This window comes from Dysgonomonas termitidis (assembly GCF_042654545.1).
GTDB lineage: Bacteria > Bacteroidota > Bacteroidia > Bacteroidales > Dysgonomonadaceae > Dysgonomonas > Dysgonomonas termitidis.
This window is the reverse complement of sequence record NZ_JBHSGN010000090.1, coordinates 40833-60087: the sequence shown is the minus strand read 5'-3', so window position 1 is coordinate 60087 and position 19255 is coordinate 40833. Positions and strand designations below refer to the sequence as shown.

Here is a 19255-nt window from a genome sequence, read left to right as displayed (position 1 = left end):
GATATGAAAAGAAACCATATTATATTATTTCTCTCAATTATCATAGGATTAATCAGTTGTAAAAAGACAAATAATGAGACTCGTAAACAACTATTCGATGATAACTGGTTGTTCCACTATGGAGATGTAACTAATGGAGAAAATCCAGCGTTAGACGATTCGCAATGGCGAATATTAGATTTACCTCACGATTGGACTATCGAGGATATTCCGGCCACAAACTCTCCATTCGATTCAACAGTCGTTAATGGCGTAGCCAGTGGGTTTACACGAGGAGGTATAGGCTGGTACAGAAAACATTTCCATATTGATAAATCGCAGGCTGAGAAAAAGTTTTATATACAGTTCGATGGTGTATATATGAACTCTGATGTCTGGATCAACGGCCAGCACTTGGGCAATCAATTTTATGGTTACTCCGCATTCGGCTATGATATTACAGATTTTCTTAAATTCGGAGAAGATAATCTTATTGCAGTACAGGTGAAAACAGAAACAGTAACCTCGCGTTGGTATTCAGGTTCAGGTATTTATCGCCATGTGTGGCTCACATCTACATCACCATTGCATGTCGACAACTATGGTACAGTTATTACTACACCCGAAATTTCGGAAAAGCAAGCCAAAGTAACCGTTTCATCTACACTAGTTAATTCTACATCTGAGAATGTAGAGGCTACCCTTAAGCTAAAAATAGTAGATTCTGACAAGAAAGTTATAGTACAAAACGAACAAAAATTCAACATATACAGGAATAAAAAAACAACTGTAAATCAGGATTTAATTGTAGAAATTCCTGCTTTATGGTCAACAGACTTTCCTGCACTTTACACACTTGTTACAGAAATAGAACACAATAATAAGATAACTGACAGGACAGAAGAAATATTCGGAATCCGTTCTATCCGGTTCGATTCCGAAAAAGGGTTCCTCCTTAATGGAAAAGAAATAAAGCTCAAAGGAGGATGTATCCACCATGATAATGGGCCATTAGGGGCAATGGCATTCGACCGTGCGGAAGAACGTAAGGTAGAACTACACAAAGCTGCGGGATTCAATGCGCTCCGCATGGCACACAATCCACCGTCGCCGGCTCTGCTCGATGCTTGTGACAGATTGGGAATACTAGTCATTGACGAAGCTTTCGATGTATGGAGATACGGTCACTTTGAAGAAGACTATTCTAAACACTTCTACGAATTGTGGAAAGCAGATCTGGAGAGCATGATTCTGCGCGACCGCAATCATCCTTCGGTCATTATGTGGAGCATCGGCAACGAGATTAAGCAAAACGATACGCAAGAAATAGCCGATCTGTCCCGAAAATTAGCTGAATATACCCGTTCTATCGACAGTACCCGCCCTGTAACGGCAGGAGTAAATTCTGTTTCATCTAAAAAAGATGCTTATCTGAAAACCCTTGACGTTGCCGGTTATAATTATTCTCCAAAAGAATATGTTACAGGCCATGAACGAAATCCCGGTCAATTGATTTACGCTTCTGAATCATATGCAAGTCAGGCCTACGATTACTGGAAAGACGTGGAAAAATATAAATGGGTAATAGGAGATTTTGTGTGGACATCATTCGATTATATCGGCGAAGCCAGTATCGGATGGTATGGATATTATCTCGAACAAAGTTTCTATCCGTTCTATATGGCGTACTGTGGAGATATTGATATTTGCGGCATCAGGCGTCCCCAATCATACTTCAGGGAAACTTTGTGGAGTCAGCAACCGATTATTCATATAAGTGTAACTCCGCCCGTACCATCATTTCCCCTCAATCCTAAAAAAGAAGACTGGAGTGTGTGGAACTGGCCGGATGAAATAGATTCCTGGAATTTCCAAGGCTATGAAGGCAAAGAGTTGAAAGTATGGGTATATACCCAGTGTGAAGAGTCTGAATTATTCCTTAACGGCAAATCGTTAGGACGGGAGAAGAATACAGAATTTACCAAAAACAAACTCGACTGGAATGTGCCGTATCAGAAAGGCATACTGGAAGCCAAGGGTTACGACAATGGAAAAGAGGTAACTGCATCTGTACTGAAAACAGCAGATAAGGTTGCGACAATAAGACTTACAGCAGACAAAACTGTTCTGTCTGCAAGCGGACAGGACTTAAGCTATGTCACAGTAGAACTGATAGATGCCACAGGTAATGCTAACCCGATAGCTGACGATTTGGTGACATTCAGTATCTCCGGAGAAGGCTCTTTGATTGCCGTTGCAAATTCCGATCCGATGAGTACCGAAAGTTTTCAGAAAAATTATCGTAAAGCATGGAGAGGCACTTGTCTGGCCATTCTCAAATCGGACAAAAAATCAGGGAAGATACTGCTGAAAGCAAATGTTGAAGGACTACCTCAAGCCGAAATATCAATTGATGTAAAATAGAGGATTATGAATATACTAAGATATTTTGTTGTTTCCATCTTGTGTGCAACCTTTCTGATCTCGTGCATGGGTGGGGCTGAAGAAGAGTTTGCGCGTAAACTGAACTTCGATAAAGGATGGAGCTTTCATTATGGAGATATGCCGGCTGACCGGATTTTTATGCAAGATACGATACAATGGACAACAGTCGATATACCTCACGACTGGAGTATGGATATGCTCTTTGCCAAAAGTGACGGAGGCATAGCCATAGGACAAACGCAAGGAGGAACAGCATGGTATAGAAAAACATTCACAATACCTTCGATAAGTTCTGACAAAAAGCTGAGACTATATTTCGAAGGAGTATATATGGAATCGGAAATATGGATAAATGGTAAACAAGCTTCTTTCCATCCCTACGGCTATACTTCTTTTTTTTGCGATATAACGGAATATTGCAATCCTGCCGGACAGGAGAATATTGTTGCGGTAAAAGTGAAGAACGAAGGCAGGAACAGCCGATGGTATGCCGGTTCAGGCATATATCGCCATGTATGGCTGATTACCGAAGACAAGCTACATCTGGATGAATGGGGTACGTTTATTACTACAGATATAATGTCGAATGAAGAAGCAAATATAAAGCTGGCAGTCGATATTTTTAATGAAACAGATAAGCCGGTAGAAGCTATTCTTTCCATTGAAATAAAAGACAGCCTAAACAATATTGTAGGAAACCGGCAGGAGGCTATTAATCTGAGTAATACAGAATCAAAAACAATAAACCAATCTATTGAGATATTGAATCCTTCTCTTTGGTCTGTCGATTCGCCCGCTCTTTACACTGCAAATATAAGGTTGGAATCGGAAGGTAAAGTTAAAGATATGATTTCTGTTCCTTTCGGAATACGCTGTATCTCTTTCTCTGCTGAGGACGGATTTCTTCTTAATGGGAAACCGATGAAATTAAAAGGAGGTTGCGTGCATCACGATAACGGATTGTTAGGCGCAGCAGCCATAGATCGAGCCGAAGAAAAGAAGGTGGAATTGTTGAAAGCAAATGGATTTAATGCCGTACGATGTGCGCATAATCCCCCATCTGAAAAATTTCTTGACGTTTGTGACCGTCTGGGTATTCTGGTAATAGATGAAGTTTTCGACCAATGGCAAAAGCAAAAAAATCCGGAAGACTATCATCGTTTTTTTGATGAATGGCACGAAAAGGATTTAGCTTCAATGGTATTACGTGACCGTAACCACCCTTCCATTATTATGTGGAGCATTGGCAATGAAATACAGGAACGTTCCGATTCGTCGGGGGTGAAAATTGCGCAACAATTGAAAGATATTGTCAAAAAATATGATAATACACGTCCGGTCACTGCAGCCATAAACGACTATTGGGATAATCCCGATTTGAAATGGAAATCAGCTTCTCCTCTGGCTTTTGAATCTCTCGATGTCGGTGGATACAACTATATGTGGTGGGAATACGAAAATGATACAAAATCCTATCCCGAAAGAATAATATATGGCAGTGAGACTACGGCTATGGAACGTACAGTAAACTGGGATTTGGTGGAGAAATATCCAAATATCATCGGCGATTTCATTTGGACTGCAATTGACTATCTTGGTGAATCGGGCATCGGCCATGCTATCAATATTAAGGATGGAGAAAAAGACCCACCACAGTTTCTCGACTGGCCCTGGTTCAATGCATGGTGCGGCGATATCGATATTTGTGGATACCGGAAACCTCAGGCAGCTTTACGCGATGTGTTATGGAACAATAGCAAAATAGAAATGCTTGTACACACACCTGTACCTACCGGATATAAAGAAAAAATAAGTTATTGGGGATGGCCGGACGAAGAAGCTGGTTGGAACTGGAGCGGCCATGCAGGTGAAGATATGGATGTGAAGGTGTATACCCGTTATCCGTCTGTGAGACTGTATCTCAATGGAAAACTGCTTGTAGAAAAAGAAACGGAGAAAGACAGGATAAACAAATATTCAGTCCGGTTCAACGTCAAATATGCGCCGGGTGAACTCAAAGCAGTGGGAGTAGATACGGATGGCGAAAGAGAATCTGTTATACTGACCACTAGGGGAAAACCCACAAAGTTGAGGCTAAAAGCCGACCGTCTGAATTTAAAAAATACAAAGAATGATTTATCTTATATACAGATAGAACTCGTAGACAAAGACGGAAATATTGTTCCTGATAAAGATATTAACCTCCAATTAAGTATTTCGGGAGAAGGTAAAATATTAGCAGCCGGTAATGCCTGCCCTACGGATATGGAGAGTTTCCGTTCCCTGACCCCGAAAACATATAAAGGAAAGGCTTTAGCGATTATCCAGCCGACAGGAAAAAAAGGAGAAATCGTACTAAATGTAATAACACAGGAATATAGCGAACAGTCCATATCTGTAAATGTAAAGTGAAATATGAAAGATTTCAGCTTTAATCAGAAATAGTACCATTGATATAATCATAAAAACGAATATAACCAATGAAGAAGAAAAAACAATTGCTTTTTTATGCAATCGTCTGCCTGATAACTATCTGCGCATATGCGTGCAAACAAACACAGGAAAAACGAGCTGAAATCATTCCGGGCATAGTATGGAACGATACTGATGGTAATCCGATAAATGCCCACGGAGGAGGTATAATGTTTCATGATGGTACATACTATTGGTATGGAGAATATAAAGGGGATTCGACCTACCGCCTCGACTGGGTGACTACGTGGGAATGCTGGCGTGCCGATGCCGGAGGTGTTGCCTGCTATTCTTCAAAAGACCTTGTAAACTGGAAATTTGAAGGCGTTGTACTGCCAAGTACACCGGAAGATTCGACTTCAGATCTCCATCCCTCTCAGGTAATAGAGCGTCCTAAAGTCATTTACAATGATAAAACAAAGAAGTTTGTTATGTGGATGCACATAGAGAGTCCCGATTATGAGAAAGCTCATGCCGGAGTGGCTACCGGCGATTCTCCCACAGGTATCTTTACCTATCTCGGTTCCTTCAAACCGAATGGCGAAGACAGCCGCGATCAGACCATTTTTAAAGATGATGATGGTAAAGCTTATCATATTTATTCATCGGAATGGAATAAAACACTATACATAGGGCTGTTAAATGATGAATACACACAACATACAGGAAAATTTACCCGTAATTTTATAGACCGGTCACGCGAGGCTCCGGCCGTATTTAAACATGAAGGTAAATATTACCTGGTAAGTTCGGGCTGTACTGGTTGGGATCCGAATGTAGCCGAATGTGCTGTTGCTGACTCTATGATGGGTGAATGGAAAGTGATAGGAAACCCATGTATCGGTAAAGATGCTGATAGTACTTATTTTGCACAGAGTACCTTTGTCCTTCCGGTTACAGAAAAAAAGGGTGCTTATATAGCCATGTTTGACCGATGGAATAAAACAAACCTGATAGACTCACGTTATGTCTGGCTACCTCTTACGTTCAAAGATGGAAAGCCGGTGATAGAATGGAAAGAAAGTTGGTCTTTAGATTAAAAAACACTTGCAAAATGAAGATATTAAAAACAGCAGCTTGCTTACTTTTTCTTTTGGCCTATGTTCAGATTCCGCTCTGTGCCGACAATCTGCCCGAATTTAAAAATTCCTTAACCTGTGGGCTTAAACAACCATTTACAATCTATAATAATTGGTCGGCCTATGACGAATTATCGGACAATATACCTCAAACAGAAGAACTATGCATGAAGATGCTGGATAATGTTATCCGGTTGAAGCAACAGGGAGTTCAGATAGATTGTTATATGATGGATGCATTTTGGTTTGATGTAGATGGAGGTTACAGGACATGGAACAGAAAAAACTGGCCTGATGGACCGGATAGCTGGTTGAAAAAATGTAAAGAAAATAACATCATTCCGGGACTTTGGTTTTCGACAAACCTTATTCAAAGCGGAGGTTCGCCTATGTTGAATTTTATTTCCGAATGGGAAGGCTCACAAACATCGGACGGAGCTATTCTAAGTCTTTTTGAAGGAGGATACCTCAACCATTTGATAGAAACATTGCAGATATACGCAGACAAAGGATTCGGTGTTTTTAAATTTGATTTCGCCTATTTCGATGCTGCATCCAGTTTTGCAAAAAGTTCGATGCTCTCCGCCGATATAGAGGAGGCTAACAAACGGGCTTTTATACAGGCAATAAAAAAGTTCAGAGTGAAAAATCCGGATATAATATTCATCGGTTATAATGGTTTTGGCGGTGATATGGAAAATACTGTAACATCTTTCCGTAAAACAGTTGACCCGCGATGGCTCGAAATATTCGATACCTTATATTCGGGCGACCCCCGCTTCTCAGATGTGCCAATGATGAATGTATGGCGTTCGCAGGATATGTATAGCGACCATATGGTGCAGCAGTTCGCTTTCAATGGTTTACCATTGCCGCGTATAGACAATTGTTCGTTTATGATAGGTGAAACGGGTACATGCTATAAAAGAGGTATCGCCGCATGGAAAAGCTCACTCATACTAAATCTGGCGCGTGGTGGATGGCTCAACGTTTATCATGGTAATATCGACCTGCTGAACGATGAAGATGCGCAATGGTTTGCCAAAGTGCAACAAACCTATCTGAAGCTCCAGCAATTCGGACAGACAACTATCATCGGAGGTATTCCGGGTAAATCCGAAGTATATGGATATAAAGCAATCTCTGCAGATGGGTGCTTATTTACTATTGTCAATCCGTCGCAATCGTCACAAGAAATAGAGTTGCCTTCAAAATCATATAATCAAGGACGCATCTTATTTACTGACAATGGATTCACACCGACATTGGATGGAAATAAATTGGTGTTAGGCGCCGAACAGATGGCAGTTGTAGGCTTTGGTAAATTTAATACAGCCGGATACGATTGGGGAAAAGAAAACGATGTGATAGTACCCCAAGCCATAACGTCTATGAAAACGGATATTCAAATAAATGATAACCATACAGCACAAATCCGGCTAGAGAACATTTCAGAAAACATACGCATTGTCTTTAGCCAACTGGATGGAAACAGCAAACCATTCCGTTCGTGGGGCGGAGCACCCCCTGATGGAATTAAGATGAATGAATTTCTGAAAATAACCGCTAAGCAGGGAAAGAAGAATATTCAGGTAAGAATCAATTATGATAAGATGATTTGGAGCGGTCTTTCGTGGGGAGTAGGAGAAATCGACTTAAAAGATATAAATACAAAATCCCCATTGACTATTACATGCTGGTCGAAGGACGGAGATAGTAAAAACTTCAAGATAGAAGTTTATAATGTGACATATTAAAGAATATAAGATATGAAAGGTACAAAGTTATTTATATTGTTTTTTCTCGTTTCGGTATTTCTTAATGCTCAGGATTTAAAGCTGGCTGCAATATTTACCGACAATATGGTGCTGCAGCAACAGACACAAGCTCCTGTATGGGGGTGGGCAAAAGAAAAATCCAAAATCAACATTACAACGTCATGGGATGGGAAAGAATATGAAGCCGTTGCTGATAAAAACGGTAAATGGAAAATTCCGGTAACAACCCCCATCGCAGGTGGCCCGTATACAATAACAGTCAGCAGCTCGCAGAAAGTAGAACTGAAGAACGTATATATCGGTGAGGTATGGCTTGCCAGCGGACAATCGAATATGAGTATGCGGCTGAAAGGATATAAACACCAGCCTGTTGCAGGCTCTACGGAAGCGATACTTAACTCGAAAGGGAAGAACATACATTTTATAAATATTCCCGAATTAGCAGCCTACAGACCACTAGATGATGTTAAAGATGTACGGTGGGAAACGGCATCCTTGTCTACAACAGGAGAATGTAGTGCAGTATGCTGGTTCTTTGCCGATCTGATAAATCAGCAACTGGACATACCTGTCGGTATTATCAACGCCAGTTATGGAGGCTCCAACGTGGAAGCATGGATGACAGATGTGGCTTGCAGCGAATTTAAAGATATAGAAGTTCCTCCCAAAAGTGATGAGACATCGCCGTGGATAGGAAATGTAGCCACCTTACTATACAATGGGATGATACACCCGATAGAAGGATATAGAATCAAAGGCATGCTTTGGTATCAGGGAGAATCCAGTATTTTCAATGTCCCCCGCTATGCACCTTCTGTTGCTGCAATGGTAAAGGATTGGCGCAAAATATGGGAACAAGGCGATTTCCCTTTCTATTTTGCCCAGATTGCACCCTACGACTATAAAGAGTGGAATTTCTTTACACCGCAATGGCCCGAAATATCGGCATATCAGCGCGAAGCACAGATAAAGACTCTGTCACTTATACCCAACAGCGCTATGGCGGTAACATTAGATGTCGGTGAAGAATTCCAGATCCACCCTCCACGCAAAAAGGAAGTAGGGCAACGACTGGCTTTTCTGGCTCTGGCGAAAACATATGGAGCAACGGGGTTTGAATACCAAAGTCCTCTGTATGAACGTATGGAAGTACAAGACGATAAGGCAATCATTTATTTCACTCAACAGTTTATGGGATTGACCAGTTATGGAAAAGAGCTGGCCCTCTTCGAAATAGCAGGGGAAAATAAGGTGTTTGTAAAAGCTAAAGCTTATCTCGATGAAGAAAAAAGTGCAATAGTCGTATCCAGTCATCTGGTGAAAGAGCCAAAGGCTGTACGTTATGCCTTTAAGGATTATGTTGCTGCTGAATTGTTCGGAACCGGAGGTCTTCCTGTCTCATCATTCAGAACCGACGATTGGGAATAGAACTAATTAAAAAATAAGAATATACAGTGTTATGAAAAACATTTTTAAAGTTATCACTTTAGTTGTAATCGTATTTTCGACGGCATGCAGCCAGCCGAAAACAACGACCAATTATTATTTCGATGCTGACAGTGGCAATGACTCGAATACGGGAACTACTCCCTCTCAGGCATTCAAAAGCCTGAGTAAGTTAAAGGAACTGGAAGTTAAAGGAGGTGACAGTATCCTGCTCAGGTCTGGCAGTATTTTTACTGAAAAATTTTACTTCTCCGGTAAAGGAGAACCGGGCAAACCGATAGTAATAGGTAAATACGGAGGAGAAGCAATGCCTCATTTGAAAGGCGATGCCTCGAATCTCGAAATGATGCATATTTATAACTCCGAACATATTGTAGTTCGCGATATAGAGATTTCGAATAAAGGAGAAAAAATCCGACCGCGTCTAAGTGGCTTGTTTGTTGAGATCTACAATTATGGCAAGGCGCAGGATATCACTATCGACAATCTTTTTATCCATGATGTATATGGTTCATTGATCAAAGGAGAAGGACACGAGCACGAAGATGCAGGAGGAGGGCAAGCCATGATGCTGAGAAATTTCAGGGATGACAATACCGATTCCATTCCTTCTTACTTCGATGGACTATTGGTTCAGAACTGTCTGATTAAAGATTCGCAGCGAAATGGTATTATTATGTGGGGCAACTGGATAAGAAAACAATGGCTGCCTAGCCTGAATGTTGTAATCCGCAACAATGTACTGGACGGTGTGCCTGGAGACGGTATTGTACCTACCGCCTGCGATGGGGCATTGGTCGAATATAATGTGATGAAGAATTGTCCTGCCACACTACCTGCTACAGAAGCTTGCGATGGTATCTGGCCTTTCTCCAGCGACAATACTATTGTACAATATAATATAGTGAGCGGTCATAAATCGCAGACAGACGGTTATGGTTTCGATTCGGACTATAACAGCAAGAATTCTTTATTTCAGTACAATCTCAGTGATAACAGTGATGGCGGATTCCTATTGTTATGCAATTCGGGCGGATGGCCCGAAGACTGGAGCGCCGGAAATCAGGGAACAGTAGTAAAATATAACGTAAGTATAAATGACGGAATCAGGAAACATATTGTGAAAGAGAAGAAGACCGATTTTTATTCACCTGTTATCCATATCACAGGGCCAGCGCAAAACAGCACGATAGAAAAAAACATATTCTATATCTGTAAAAAAGAATTGCCGGGAATGGATAAACGCCTTGTACATTCCGATGATTGGGGAGGGTATGCCGATAGTACCTATTTCAGAAACAATTATATTTTTGTAGAAGAGCCTACAATCGCTTTCGATGCAACCAAGTCTACAAATAATTTTATAGAAAAAAACCTCTATATAGGGCCTTTACAATATACAGGAGAAGGATTTGAGAAATATGACGGTAAATTCGACAAAGCTATGTGGTATGACGCTAGCGATGAAAACTGGAACAAACTAATAGAATTTGTAAAAGATAAAAAAGTATTGCTGAACGGGAAAGAAGTTCCGGTACTGGATGTAATCGGATATAACTGATATGGTAATGGAAGGAAGATATAATCTGCTGTGGATGCTAATTATAATATGGGGTTTAAGTTCCTGTAACAGAGAACCGGCAGGTATTGTTACTTTAAACATATATCCCGACAGCATCATCAATGATGTATCCAATCATCCTATTGGTATAAATCTGAATTACTTTATGGATGGCGGACGTTTTCCCAATGCTAAACAATCAGTCACAAAGGTATTGCAGGACATGAACGTAAAATACCTGCGTTATCCGGGAGGAGAAAAGTCCGATTTGTATATGTTTGCTTCTTCTCCTTATGAGAAATCGCAGCCAACAGTATGCCGTAGAATCGGGCTTGAAGACTATCCCGGAATGTTTTCGAAAGAAGGCAAACTGTTATTCGACCCGCTCGATTTTGATGAATTTATGCAAATCTGCGATTCTCTCGGTGCTGAACCTATAATTGTAGTTGCAGCCGACCGCTACCTGATGCCAAAAGAAAAAGGAAAACGTCCGGCAAAAAGGGATAAGCTTATAAAGCATGCAGCCGAATGGGTTCGTTACGCCAACATAAAAAAGAAATATGGTGTCCGTTACTGGATGATAGGCAACGAGAGTTGGAATAAGAATAATACAAATTCTACAGCCGATATATATGCACAGGATGTAATTGATTTTTCGAAAGCAATGAAAGCTGTTGACTCGTCTATTCTAGTGATTCCCAATGGTGATAATGAAGAATTTTTCAGAACAGTGATAACTAAAGCAGGTGACTATATAGACCGTTTATGCGTCAGCAACTATGGAGTATTCTTCTTCGACAACGGATACCAGTCGTACGGTGATTCTGCCAAATGCCTGATTTGGCCGGCGCAAACAGCCTTGAATGCAATGAACAGATATGCGACAAAAGAGCAGTTGAGCCGCTGGAAAATGATTGTTGCCGAATATGGCACCATAGACTGGTCTAACCTTTGGAAAGGAAGTAATGATATGGGACATGCAATCGTTTCTTTCGATATGACAGGGCAATTGCTGATGGAACCACAGATAGAGTTTTCATGCTTCTGGAATACCCGATGGATAGAAAATGAAACCAACCTCAGAGACCATGATGCGCTGGATAAGGACGGAAACCTGACACCTACCGGCACTGCATTGAAAATATGGGGTAATTTTCTGGGTAAACAAATGGTTAAGAGTGAATCGTGTGACTCCATTCTCACATATTCCAGTATCGACAAAGAGCGTAACTTATTATATGTTTACGTAATAAATAAAAGAGGAAGCTTATCCAGATTAAAGTTGGAAATACCGAATCATAAAATCGAATCTCTGTCTCAGGCATGGGAATATTTCGGAAAAACACCAGAAGACCTCAATCCTGTATGGCAGAGAAAGGACGATACAGATAAACTTATCGGACTGAAAGGATATTCGATTACAGTGCTCGAATATAAGCTTGATTTTAATTAACATAGTGAGTAACAGATATTAAGAAAAGGATGCTTAACTTGCGCAAGACATTGAAAAACAAAGACATCCTTTTTTATTCTTCCTTCATGAAACGAATCATACTCATACTACTTATCCTAATCCTGATTATACCATTACAGGCACAGGAATATACCCATTACACTACTATCGACGGGCTGTCGGGTACTGATGTGACTGCAATATGTGAAAATGAGAACTTTCTCTGGATTGCTACGAACGATGGATTGAACCGTTTCGATGGGCGGGAGTTTAAAGTATACAGGAATGACAACACCTCGCCAAACAGCATATCGGAAAATAATATAGAGACACTGATGTTTGATTCGAAGGGGCTTCTTTGGATTGGATTTAAGACAGGAGGCGCAGACATTTTTAATCCCCGGAAAAACAAGTTTATACATATCAGTGAGATTATAAAAGATTATCCCCAACGGGTAATATCTATTTATGAAGATTCGGAAAAGAATATCTGGCTCGGAACATGGGAAGACGGTTTGTATCAGCTGACCCCGACCGGCGAAGGTGATTTGTCATATCATGTATCGAAGCATTATCCTAAAAATATAGTATCAAGTATTGTAGAAAAGCCGAAAGGTAAGTTATGGATCGGAACCTATTATGGTTACTTCCTGTACGACATAGAGAATAAAAAAGATATATCGCTGAAAGAGAACTATTATGCTGTTACTCAATTTCTGGATACAGGCGAAAAAAACAGCCTCTGGTTTTCAGTTTGGGCAAATGGATTGTACAAGTTGGAGTGGAACGAAGATACCTTTCTTACCAAAGAAACGTCTATGACAAAAAATATGGGAGATATTTACCGTATTTTTCCGGCTACCGACAATAAGCTTTATTTGGGGACTTGGGGTGATGGTATAAAGGAGACCGGTACAGGATCTGATGTTTATCCCAAATCTCTGCAAATCGATGCTCCTGTTATACTATCGTTTTACAGAGACCGCCATAGTAGATTCTGGGCAGGGACATATGGTACAGGATTGTTCCGTCTGAATGATAAAAGCAAAGGGATAACTGATCTTTCACCGATTAATAAGAATGGGCTTTCAGCCGCATATTCATTGCATTATTTTGGTTCTGACCAATTATTAGTGGGAACTCAGGGTGATGGGCTTTATTTGTATGACATAAAGAATCATAATTTACAGCCCCGGTTGATAAAAAATACGGGCAGTTTATTTCACAAATATATCCTGTCTCTTTATAAAGATGATGAAGTACTGATTGTAGGAAACGATGATACAGGTCTACAATATGCTCCCCTAAAAGCGGATGGCAAAACAGATTTTTCATTACGTACCTATCATATAGATAAAAATTTTGGAAAAGTAACAGCAATCTTCAAAAGTAGTAATTCCATTTTCTGGATGGGAACTAAACAATATGGTTTAGTATCTATGAAATATGATTCGGCAAAAGAAAATTTTATTGATTATATTCATTACGACTCGTTCGGCATGGATGAAATTACAGGTTTTTCGGAAACTGTAGACGGGCAGATATGGGTGTCTTCACATAGTGGTATATACTTACTCGATCCTATGACAAATAAGGTACAGCAGTATGATGAAAATGTGTCTGAAATGATATACAGTCTGGCTGATGACCAGAAGGATAAGTGCCTATGGTTGGGAACATCCGGAGGGCTAAGAAGGCTGAATTATGCAGGTAATGGTAAAATAGAAAATCCTTTCTCTTCGGAAATGTTGCCCGATGGAGCCATTCGCGATGTTATATTAGATACTTACAATAATTTATGGTTTTCGGTGTCGAATCGTATATTTTGTTATACTAATAGTGCTCATGAGCTGAAAGAAATAAACTCAGGCATACCTAACAAACAGTTATTGTTTTCTACAACACGTTGCAAAACTAATGGTAAGCAGTATGTTATATTCGGAGGAACGAATAGCTTATTGCTAATAGACCCACAAGTAGTATTGAACCAGCCGGAACATACCAAAATTTTACTGACCGAGTTACAAATAGATCATCAGACCGTTGATGTGGGACAAAAGATATATGGTAAAATTGTATTGGATGAGGATACAGAATATACAGATTCGATAACCTTATCGTATCTCTGTAAATGGATTAGTCTGTCTTTTACAGAAGTGGGATGGGATAATTATCACAATAGCTATCAGTATCAGATAAAGGGGTTTAGCGACGATTGGCAATATCTGGATATAACAAAGCCGATAACATTTTCACAATTGCCTCCCGGAGATTATACTTTACAAATTCGGTTGAATAATACTTCGCTGACTAAAAAATATGATCCATTGTGGAGTCTGCATATCACAATTACTCCTCCGTGGTGGCAAACGGGCACTTTTTATTCGGTTTTACTGCTAGTGATATCCTTAGTGTTACTGGGTATATTCTTTATAATAAAGAATTACTACAAAAAGCGTCAACTGCAAAGGCTGAAAGAAATAGAAAAGAAAAAGAAGGAAGAACTTCTTCAAGAAAAAGAAAGTTTTTTTGCTGGATTATCACACGATCTGCTGACACCGTTCTCGCTGATTATAGCTCCCGTAAGTGATCTGATCAGAGATGAGACAATGAACGAAGATCAGCACGAAAAACTGGAAATCATATCTAAAAACGCTACATTTTTAGCCGATATATTCAGTACAATTTTAGATTTCAAAAGAGCCGAACAGATAGATACAGAGATAAAAGAAAAGAATATAGAGCTAGTATCGTTTGTTTATATTATAGTCAATGCCTTTGATTATCTGGCGAAATCGAATAAAATAAAATTATCCTATCATTCCTGCATATCGGATTTATACATATCAATAGACAATATAAAGCTGGAACGGATTCTCTATAATTTGATTAGTAATGCTCTGAAATTCACTAAGGAAGGTGGTGAAGTAGATGTGCTGTTAAGCTATGATGAAGTTGCAGGAATCTTTTATCTGAAAGTAAAGGATACAGGAATAGGTGTCAGCCGGCAAAATAAGGAAAAAGTGTTTGAGAAATTTTACAGAGAAGAAAAAAATGGCGATTCTCAGGGGCTTGGACTCGGCTTGTATACCACCCGTAAATTTTTACATATGATGGGAGGTGAAGTAAATATTGAGTCTATACCGGAAAAAGGAACTGTTTTCACAATCAATCTCCCGGCTAAAATGATCGATAGACCGAAACCGGCATTAGATATAAAAGACAATATTGATACTGACGGTTTATTTACAATTTTACTGGTAGAGGATAATACGCAATTGCGCGATTACCTGAAAAAAAAACTATCTGTTCACTTCGAGGTGGCTGTTGCTTCTAATGGCATAGAGGCATTGGATTTCATTAAGAATAATCTGCCAGAAATCGTGGTTTCGGATGTTATGATGCCTGAGATGGATGGTTTCACTCTTTGTTCAACAATAAAGAATACACCAATGTATTCAGAAGTGTTTGTAATATTACTATCTGCAAGATCCTCGTCTGAAGATGAAATGCAGGGCTATAAAGCCGGAGCGGATTTCTATATCAAAAAGCCTTTCGATCCCGAAATCCTGATCAAGCAAATGGTGAATGTGTATGCTACCCGACAACAACGCAGAAAACAAATAATCACAGACCTATTATCTCCTCAGAACGATAGCGCTAAATCGCATTCTAAAGATGATTTTCTGGGTAAAGCTGTAAAAATAATAGAGGAGCATTTAATGGATGAGAACTTTAAAATAGATGAATTTGCAGCTGAAATGAATTTGAGTAAAACTGTATTGCACCGCAAATTTAAACTGATAGTGGGAGAGACGCCAAATATTTTCATCAGAAACATTCGTTTGCATAAGGCGGCTAATATGTTGAAAGAAACAGATCTTTCGATATCAGAGATTGGTTATCTGGCAGGTTTTAGTCAGGCTCACTATTTTATTAAGTGTTTCAAGGAACTGTATCAGGATACTCCTAAAAATTTCAGAGTAAAAAATAAAGTTGGTGATACGAATACAAATGAAGATAATTGAAAAACTTTATCTATGTTATTTAAGTGTACCAGTTAGTAGCGTGCTAGTTTACAAGAGAGTAGAATCACAAAAGCCGACAACTAATTAAATAGTGTAAAAAGTGTCAGGTTTGTCAAGTTTTGAGATTGGCACATTCGTTTTCTGTTACTATTGTTACTTTTTAACTAAAATAAATAATCAAAAATAAAAATCAAGAAAGTAAATGGATACCCAAAAAGCACTTCGATTACTCTTTATTTTATGTATATTTTTATGTGTAAAGTTACACATATATTCCCAGCAACTCAACTATGACAAAGAAGTAGAAATCCTTCTATCGAAGATGACACTCAACGAGAAAATAGGGCAGATGAATCAATTGAACTTTTACGAAATGAATGATGAACTGCTTGAAAAAGTGAAGAAGGGTGAAACTGGTTCTCTACTAAATACGACAGATCCGAGAACAGTAAATCTGTTGCAAAAAGCAGCAATGGAAAGCCGTTTAGGTATACCATTACTTATTGCTCGTGATGTTATACATGGCTATAAGACGATATTCCCGATACCATTAGGACAAGCAGCTTCATTCGATCCACAAATAGCAGAAACAGGAGCTCGTGTTGCTGCTGTGGAAGCTTCCGAGAATGGTATCAGATGGACATTTGCTCCGATGATAGATATTGCGCGGGATGCAAGATGGGGTAGAATAGCTGAAAGTCCGGGAGAAGATCCTTATCTGACAGGCATAATGGGTGAAGCAATGGTGAAGGGTTTTCAAGGTACAGACTTGTCGGACCCGACATCAATGGCGGCCTGTGCCAAGCATTTTGTGGGTTATGGAGCTTCTGAAGGCGGGCGCGACTATAACAGTACCAGCATTACACCTAACGCTCTCAAAAATACATATTTACCTCCATTCCAAAAGTCGATCGATGCTGGAGTGGCTACGGTAATGACTTCTTTCAACGATAATGATGGTATCCCTTCATCCGGTAATAAAAACCTGCTGAAAAATATTTTGCGCGGCGAAATGGGATTTAATGGTCTCATTGTTTCAGATTGGAATTCGGTGGGTGAAATGATTACACACGGATTTGCTGCTGACGGGAAAGATGCTGCAATGATTTCTGCAAATGTGGGTCTTGATATGGAGATGAATACAGAACTATATATAAAACATCTAAAACAGTTGGTAGAGGAAGGTAAGGTATTAGAAACAAATATAGACAACTCGGTGCGTTATATATTGAAACTTAAATATCGTTTAGGCCTATTTTCTAACCCTTATATAGAAGTAAACAAGCCGACAACAACTTATTCGGATAAACATTTACAGGCGGCAAAAGATGCTGCTATCAAATCGGCTGTGCTGCTAAAGAATGAAAATGTTTTACCACTGAATGAAACTCAGAGAATTGCAATTCTCGGCCCGATGGCTGATGCTCCGTACGACCAGTTAGGAACTTGGATATTTGATGGAAATGCTTCGCATACAGTTACTCCAATAGGAGCACTAAAAAGTAATAAAGACTATAAGAATTTGAAGGTTATTTATGAACCTATTCTGCGATCTACTACAGATACAGATACCTCCAATTTCTCTAAAATACAGGAGATAGTAAAAAAAACAGACGTTGCTGTTATCTTTTTAGGAGAAGAATCCCGATTGTCGGGAGAAGCCCATTCTTTATCGAATATCAATCTGATAGGTGTTCAATCTGAACTTCTCAAAGAGGTGAAGAAAGCAGGCAAACCTGTTGTACTTGTAATTATGGCAGGACGTCCTCTGACTATCGAACGCGATTTACCGTATGCTGATGCCATACTATATAATTTTCATCCGGGAACAATGGGAGGCCCTGCGGTACTTGATTTATTATTTGGGAAGGCTAACCCAAGCGGAAAACTGCCAGTGACATTTGTGAGAGAAGTTGGTCAGATACCTTTATATTATAATCATAACAATACCGGACGTCCTGCACCGGATAATGCGAAAACGTTGTATACTGATGAAACAAATGCAAAACAAACGTCGGTGGGTGATGTATCCTTCTATCTCGATTCGGGCAAAGAGCCTTTATATCCATTTGGCTATGGTTTATCATATAGTAAGTTCGAATATTCGGACTTGACTCTCTCTTCAAATGTAATGGGCATGAACGATACTCTCACTATGAGTGTCACGCTAGAGAACACCAGTAGTATTGAAGGTACAGAAGTTGTTCAGTTGTATATCAGAGACCTTGTTGGTTCGATAATTCGTCCGGTAAAAGAGTTGAAAGGATTTCAGCGAGTGAATCTTAAGGCAGGGGAAAGTAAGGCTGTAAGATTTACTTTATCAGCTGAAGATCTAGCTTTCTATGATGTAGATATGACAAAAAAAGCAGAACCCGGTTATTTCAATGTTTGGGTGGGTGGTAGTAGTAAGGCCGAATTAGGTGATACTTTTTTGTTAGAATAGTTTTTAGTGTACTGGTCTACTATATAATAGGTACAAGTAAACAAGACACGGGATACAAACAAATTTAAGGGTAAAACGGAAAATATAGAAAACCGATACACTCAATAAATTATGATTACTTCACATAATATAATGTCTTCATTATAAAACGGGCTATATACACAACTTTCAATAAATTAAAAAGAGCCGTAAAGTTAATCGGGTAAGAAGAGTCTCCTACCCGTTAACTATACTATTTGATTAATAGCGATTTCTATTATATCCACCGTTTCCGCCCCGGTTGTTATATCCGCCGCTGCTTCTTTCGGTTTTTGGGCGTGCTATGCTTACGCCAATAGTCTTTCCTTCAAAATCGGTGTCGTGCAATCCCGATATGGCATTTTGCCCTTCGGTATCATTTGGCATTTCTACAAAACCGAATCCGCGCGATCGTCCGCTTTCCCTGTCTGTGATAATCTTTGCAGATTCAACTTCACCATACGCTGCAAATAATTCCTGTAAACTCTCGCTTGTTGTGCTAAAGTTTAGATTTGATACATAAATGTTCATTCTTTTTCTTAAATTAATTATT

General features: G+C 39.5%; 10 protein-coding genes. 9 read left to right on the top strand and 1 reads right to left on the bottom strand.

All coding sequences use genetic code 11. From position 1 onward, the window contains the following. Positions 1-3: 3 nt before the first annotated feature. The 9 genes from ACFO6W_RS15340 (at position 4) to bglX (ending at position 18684) form a co-directional block, all read left to right on the top strand. Complete coding sequence (locus tag ACFO6W_RS15340; RefSeq protein WP_379997952.1) at positions 4-2403, top strand: glycoside hydrolase family 2 TIM barrel-domain containing protein; 2400 nt, start codon at positions 4-6, stop codon at positions 2401-2403. Positions 2404-2409: 6 nt separating this feature from the next. After that, complete coding sequence (locus ACFO6W_RS15335; protein ID WP_379997950.1) at positions 2410-4836, top strand: glycoside hydrolase family 2 TIM barrel-domain containing protein; 2427 nt, start codon at positions 2410-2412, stop codon at positions 4834-4836. Between the two features lie 68 nt (positions 4837-4904). After that, complete coding sequence (locus ACFO6W_RS15330) at positions 4905-5936, top strand: glycoside hydrolase family 43 protein (protein ID WP_379997948.1); 1032 nt, start codon at positions 4905-4907, stop codon at positions 5934-5936. Positions 5937-5950: 14 nt separating this feature from the next. Then, positions 5951-7732 (top strand): alpha-amylase family protein, encoded by a 1782-nt coding sequence (locus tag ACFO6W_RS15325; RefSeq protein ID WP_379997946.1) that lies wholly within the window; start codon positions 5951-5953, stop codon positions 7730-7732. A 12-nt stretch (positions 7733-7744) separates the two neighbouring features. Beyond that, a complete protein-coding gene (locus tag ACFO6W_RS15320) occupies positions 7745-9181 on the top strand; it encodes a sialate O-acetylesterase (RefSeq protein ID WP_379997944.1) in 1437 nt (478 codons plus the stop codon). Between the two features lie 31 nt (positions 9182-9212). Next, the gene (locus ACFO6W_RS15315; RefSeq protein WP_379997942.1) at positions 9213-10760 is read left to right on the top strand and encodes a right-handed parallel beta-helix repeat-containing protein; all 1548 of its coding nucleotides are present in this window, start codon (positions 9213-9215) and stop codon (positions 10758-10760) included. Between the two features lie 7 nt (positions 10761-10767). Beyond that, positions 10768-12213, top strand: a complete 1446-nt coding sequence (locus ACFO6W_RS15310; protein WP_379997940.1) for a hypothetical protein — start codon at positions 10768-10770, stop codon at positions 12211-12213. An 86-nt stretch (positions 12214-12299) separates the two neighbouring features. Further along, positions 12300-16241, top strand: a complete 3942-nt coding sequence (locus tag ACFO6W_RS15305) for a hybrid sensor histidine kinase/response regulator transcription factor (RefSeq protein WP_379997937.1) — start codon at positions 12300-12302, stop codon at positions 16239-16241. Between the two features lie 202 nt (positions 16242-16443). Then, on the top strand, positions 16444-18684 hold the full coding sequence (bglX, locus tag ACFO6W_RS15300) for a beta-glucosidase BglX (protein WP_379997935.1): 2241 nt from the start codon (positions 16444-16446) through the stop codon (positions 18682-18684). A gap of 240 nt (positions 18685-18924) precedes the next feature. Here bglX and ACFO6W_RS15295 read toward each other — a convergent pair whose 3' ends face one another. Continuing rightward, entirely contained in the window at positions 18925-19233 is a 309-nt protein-coding gene (locus ACFO6W_RS15295) for an RNA recognition motif domain-containing protein (RefSeq protein ID WP_379997933.1), read from the bottom strand. Positions 19234-19255: the final 22 nt, after the last annotated feature.

Excerpts from the sequence above, each read along its gene's own strand:
- ACFO6W_RS15340 (WP_379997952.1), top strand. The coding sequence starts at position 4 with ATGAAAAGAAACCATATTATATTATTTCTCTCAATTATCATAGGATTA.
- ACFO6W_RS15335 (WP_379997950.1), top strand. The coding sequence starts at position 2,410 with ATGAATATACTAAGATATTTTGTTGTTTCCATCTTGTGTGCAACCTTT.
- ACFO6W_RS15330 (WP_379997948.1), top strand. The coding sequence starts at position 4,905 with ATGAAGAAGAAAAAACAATTGCTTTTTTATGCAATCGTCTGCCTGATA.
- ACFO6W_RS15325 (WP_379997946.1), top strand. The coding sequence starts at position 5,951 with ATGAAGATATTAAAAACAGCAGCTTGCTTACTTTTTCTTTTGGCCTAT.
- ACFO6W_RS15320 (WP_379997944.1), top strand. The coding sequence starts at position 7,745 with ATGAAAGGTACAAAGTTATTTATATTGTTTTTTCTCGTTTCGGTATTT.
- ACFO6W_RS15315 (WP_379997942.1), top strand. The coding sequence starts at position 9,213 with ATGAAAAACATTTTTAAAGTTATCACTTTAGTTGTAATCGTATTTTCG.
- ACFO6W_RS15310 (WP_379997940.1), top strand. The coding sequence starts at position 10,768 with ATGGAAGGAAGATATAATCTGCTGTGGATGCTAATTATAATATGGGGT.
- ACFO6W_RS15305 (WP_379997937.1), top strand. The coding sequence starts at position 12,300 with ATGAAACGAATCATACTCATACTACTTATCCTAATCCTGATTATACCA.
- bglX (WP_379997935.1), top strand. The coding sequence starts at position 16,444 with ATGGATACCCAAAAAGCACTTCGATTACTCTTTATTTTATGTATATTT.
- ACFO6W_RS15295 (WP_379997933.1), bottom strand. The coding sequence starts at position 19,233 with ATGAACATTTATGTATCAAATCTAAACTTTAGCACAACAAGCGAGAGT.